Genomic DNA, 4543 nt, shown 5'->3' with positions numbered 1-4543 from the left:
GGGGCGCCGGCCGCATGGACGTGTTCGTGCGCGGCGGCGACAACGCGCTCTGGCAGCGGTATTACAACGGCTCCACCTGGAGCCCGTGGGTGTCGCAGGGCGGTGTACTGACCGCCTCGCCGGATGCCTCCTCGCGTGGTTCCGGGCAGATCGACGTCTTCGCTCGCGACGCCAGCAACCAGGTCATCCAGAAGTACTTCAGCGGCGGCACCTGGTCCCCCTGGGTGGTGCGCGGCAGCACCGCCACCTCCGCCCCCGCGGCCGAGTCCTGGGCCGCCGATCGCATCGACCTCTTCGCCCGCGGCTCCGACAACTCGCTCATCCACCAGTACTGGAATGGCGCCAGCTGGTCCGCCTGGATTTCGGAGGGTGGCACCCTCTCCTCCGCTCCGGATGTGGCCTCCTGGGGTTCCGGCCGCCTGGACGTCGTGGCGCGCAACACGAACAACGACATCGTGCAGCGCTACTTCGTCAACGGCACCGGCTGGTCCGCCTGGGTGAACCTGGGCTCGCCGTAGTCAGAGGGCATTGAAATGAAGACGCGGACGCGCGGCATCCTCCTGGGACTGGTTGCACTCCTCGTGCTCGGCGTCGCGTTCTTCCTGGTCCGCTCGAAGGGTGGAGGCGTCGCGGCGGCGCCTGGGGACGGGAGTCGCCAAGAGCCCCAGGCGGGGCGGACGCCCGAGGAGGCCAGGGCGGACGCCCGGCCCGGTTCCACCCCGCCGGGTAAGGCGAAGGCCCCCTCGCCCGGCGGAGCTTCCGCACGTGGCGAGGTCATCGCCGAGCTGGCCTGGGGCACGGGCCCCTCCGAGCTCGGGCATGAGATCCGCCAGGAGGGCAACGCCGAGGGGCCCATGTCCCTGACGGTGGATGCCCTCGGCAACGTGGTGGTGTTGGACCAGACCAACGAGCGGCTCGTCCGCCTCGACTCGCGAGGCAACCCCGTGGGAACCCTGCCCCTCACCCAGCAGGTGCCCCAGGACATCACCCAGGCCAGGGATGGAACCTTGGTGGTGCTCGACCGGCTCAAGGACAAGTCCGTGGCCCTCATCCACCCGGACACCGGGCAGCTGCTGGGAGAGCTGCCGGTGGAGGGCAAGGGCATCCCCGAGGGAGGTGGCATCACCGGCACCTTCGTGGACGGGGACTCGGTCTATGTGGAGCGCGAGCACGGCACGCTGGTCCGCATCGGGGATACCTCGGGCAAGGCAGACCCCGAGCGTCCGGAGATTCCCGGCCGCCCCACCCGGGACGGGCGCTCCTACATCACGGCCGGCATCATCGACAGGGAGAACGGCCGCGTCTTCGTCAACGCCATCGACCGCCAGTCGGGCGAGAATCGCTATACCCGCGAGTACCGGCTCCAGGTGCCGCTGCTGTACCTCAACCTGCTGGACACCGACCGCGCCGGCACCATCTACCTGGGAATGGTGGGCGAGTCCGGCCTCCGCCTCTACTGCCTGGCTCCCGAGGACGGAAGAATCCTGGGCCAGGCGGAGCTGCCCCGCGAGACCATGCCGGAGGAGACGTTCCGGGACCTCGTGGTGCTGGAGACGGGAGGCGTCGTGTACAAGCAGCTGACGCGGACCGGCGTCATCCTGCGGCAGGCCCACTGCCAATAGAGCGCCCGTCAATGAGGCGCGGCACTCCCCTCAGGCACTGACGTCTCGCCGGCACGGAGCTGCTCGAGCCGGGTCCGGAGCAGCAGCTGGCGCGGGTGCCAGCGCAGCAGCGACTCGTAGACGCGGGCGGCTTCGCCGGGTCGGCCCAGTCGCTCCAGCGCGAGCCCCAGGTTGTAACCCGCCTCCAGGTAGCTCGGCCGCCGCAGCAGCGCGCGCCGCCAGGCCTCCACGGCGCCCACGTCGTCCCCGAGCCGTGCCAGCCGGCCTCCCACCACGTAGTGCAGCTCGGCCTCGAAGTCGACGGCGTCCACCGCCAGCCGCACGGGCCACACGGACAGCACGAGCACCGCCAGCGCCACCCCCGCCGGCATGGCGCGCGCGGAGCGGGACAGCAGCGCGGACAGGCCGAGCGCCGCGAGCACGCACAGCACCGGGGCGAGCGGCGCGCGATAGCGGCCGGAGACGAAGAAGAGGACGCACGGGACGGCGAGCGCGAGGGCGGCGCCCACCGTGGCGAGCGCCACGCGCACGTCCTCCTTCGCACGCCACCGGCGCCAGAGGGCCACGCAGCCCGCTGCCGCCAGGGGCCACAGCAGCGCGTACGGCAGCGCCACTCCCCCCACCCGGGCGGTGAGCGCCCACAGCACGGGGGACTGCGAGCGGAGGACGTAGAGATCCTCGTTGCGCGGCAGCTCGCGCGCGACGAGCAGCAGCCGGGCCTTCCACAGCAGGTTGCCCACGCAGTCCAACGGGTGCGCGCCGCACCAGCCCAGGGCCTTCCGGGTGAAGTACGCGTCCTGGGTGGCCGGGGTGTGGAATCCATAGCGCGAGGGCTCCTGGACGAGCGCCTCCCAGGCCCCTCCGGGGCGGATGGCCAGCGTCTCGTCGGCCCGCGCGTTGTTGCCCAGCCAGAGGTTGATGCCGCCATTGGCGGAGATGAGCACCCACTCGCCCGAGCGCGCACGATTGGAGAGGGTGGCGCACAGCACCACGGCGACACAGGCGGAGGCACAGAGCATGGCACGCGACGGACGCCCCCGCGCCAGGGCCCACGCCAGCGGGAGGACGAGCAGCAGCAGCGGCGCCACCGCGAGCGCCCCCAGGCCGATACACGCCCCGCACAGCAGTGCCGTCCACGCGGTGGGGCGCTCGCGGCTGGACAGCCAGAGCGCAGCGGTGCCCAGGAAGGTGCCCAGCGACGTGGCGAGCAATTCCCCGTCGTAGAAGACGAGCGGCCCGTGCAACGCCACCAGCAGGCCCGCGACCAGCCCCACCCTGTCGCTGCCGGAGGCCCGCCGCGCCACCCCGTGGACGAGCGCGGCGGTGGCCGCTCCGAGCAGGGCCTGCAAGAGGCGCGGCCACCACAGGCTGTGCCCTCCCAGCCAGTAGAGGCCACCCAACACCAGGGGGTAGAGCGGAGGCTGCCAGAAGGGCCCCTCGTCGAAGCCCGCTCCGCGCGCCAGTCGCTCGCCGAGGTAGTCGTAATAGTCCGCGTCGATGAGCGGCGCCTCGAAGGCGGGACCGCGCGCGGTGAGCAGGTACGCCAGACGCACGGCGAGCGCCACCGCGAGGACGAGCGCCCAGCCGGGCACCCGCGCCAGGAAAGGAGGCGCCACACCACGGCTCTCGGGCGGTGCGGGAGGAGTCTTCGCCTTGCGGGGTAGGGGCCGGGCCATGGGGGAAGGAAGCGGGGGAGCCCCACCAAAGCAGAACCGGCGCTCCCTGGGGAGAGCCCTCCCCGGGGTTGACGCCGCCCACCCGCGGTCTTATAAATTGGTCAACCAACCTAGAAACGTGAGCCCTTCATGGCCCGTCCGTCCAACACCGGGGAGCGCCGGCAGCAGATCGTGGAGGGACTGCTGCGCGTCATGGCGGAGCGCGGCTACGAGCGCGCGTCCATCGCGGAGATCGCCAAGGCGGCGGGGCTGAGCCCGGGGCTGGTGCACTACCACTTCACGGAGAAGCAGGAGATCCTCCTGACGCTGGTGGAGCAGCTCGCGACGAGCGTGCGCGAGCGGGTGAAGGCGCGACTCGCGCGGGCGAAGGGCGGAGCGCGGGGGCAGGTGGATGCCTTCCTCGATGCCTTCCTGGCCATGGGGGACGACGCGGATCCGGCGTCGGTGGCCGCGTGGGTGACCATCAGCGCGGAGGCGGTACGCCAGCCAGAGGTGCGCGCGGCCTATGAGAAGGTGGTGCACGCGGACCTGGCACACCTGGAGGAGTTGGTGGGCGCCGTGGTGGGCCGCCGGAGGGCGCGGGCGGTGGCGGCGGGGCTCTTCGCGGCGGTGCAGGGCTACTTCGTCCTGTCGGCGGCGGCCCCGAGCCTCATTCCCACGGGCTCGGCTGCGACCACGGTGAAGCGCATGGCCGCGGGGCTGCTCGACGCGGCGGACGCCTCGGAGGGCACATGAAGACGGCGCTGAAGACTCCCCTGAAATTGGGGCTGCTCACGAGCCTCTACCTCTCCCAGGGCCTGCCCTACGGCTTCTTCACCCAGGCCCTCCCGGTGCTGCTGCGCGAGCAGGGCCTGTCGCTGCCAAACATCAGCCTCGCCAGCCTGCTCGCGCTGCCGTGGGCGCTCAAGTTCCTCTGGGCCCCCTTCATGGACCGGTATGGCTCGGCGCGGTTGGGGCGGCGGCGCGGCTACATCCTGCCGCTCCAGGTGCTCTCGGCGGCGCTGCTCGTGGGGCTGGCACTCCCGGAGGGTGCGGTGAGCGTGGAGGCACTCTTCGCGGCGGTGCTGCTCGTCAACCTGCTGTCGGCCACCCAGGACGTGGCCACGGACGGGCTCGCGGTGGACCTGCTCGAGCCCCAGGAGCTCGGCCTGGGCAATGGGGTGCAGGTGGCGGCCTACCGGGTGGGCATGATTCTCGGAGGTGGGCTGATGCTCATCCTCCTCGACGCGCTGAGCTGGCGCCCCA

The 4543-nt window shown here is 71.9% G+C and carries 4 protein-coding genes and 1 pseudogene; 4 read left to right on the top strand and 1 reads right to left on the bottom strand.

All coding sequences use genetic code 11. The features are described 5' to 3' along the window. Both VF794_RS02065 and VF794_RS02060 read left to right on the top strand, forming a co-directional pair. Positions 1-518, top strand: a pseudogene (locus tag VF794_RS02065) (hypothetical protein); the annotation flags it as partial. Positions 519-533: 15 nt separating this feature from the next. Further along, on the top strand, positions 534-1622 hold the full coding sequence (locus VF794_RS02060; protein ID WP_331107188.1) for a hypothetical protein: 1089 nt from the start codon (positions 534-536) through the stop codon (positions 1620-1622). Between the two features lie 8 nt (positions 1623-1630). Here VF794_RS02060 and VF794_RS02055 read toward each other — a convergent pair whose 3' ends face one another. Next, positions 1631-3238: a glycosyltransferase family 39 protein gene (locus VF794_RS02055; RefSeq protein WP_331107187.1), complete on the bottom strand. Its 1608-nt coding sequence runs from the start codon at positions 3236-3238 to the stop codon at positions 1631-1633. A gap of 189 nt (positions 3239-3427) precedes the next feature. On the opposite strand from VF794_RS02055, the gene VF794_RS02050 reads away from it, so the two are divergent. Both VF794_RS02050 and VF794_RS02045 read left to right on the top strand, forming a co-directional pair. After that, on the top strand, positions 3428-4033 hold the full coding sequence (locus VF794_RS02050) for a TetR family transcriptional regulator (RefSeq protein WP_331107186.1): 606 nt from the start codon (positions 3428-3430) through the stop codon (positions 4031-4033). A gap of 8 nt (positions 4034-4041) precedes the next feature. Then, positions 4042-4543: MFS transporter (locus VF794_RS02045; protein WP_414640858.1), on the top strand; the 502-nt coding region annotated here is incomplete at its 3' end.

This window comes from Archangium sp. (assembly GCF_036389735.1).
GTDB lineage: Bacteria > Myxococcota > Myxococcia > Myxococcales > Myxococcaceae > Archangium.
The sequence above is the reverse complement of the archived record's forward strand: the minus strand, read 5'-3'. Positions and strand labels throughout refer to the sequence as shown.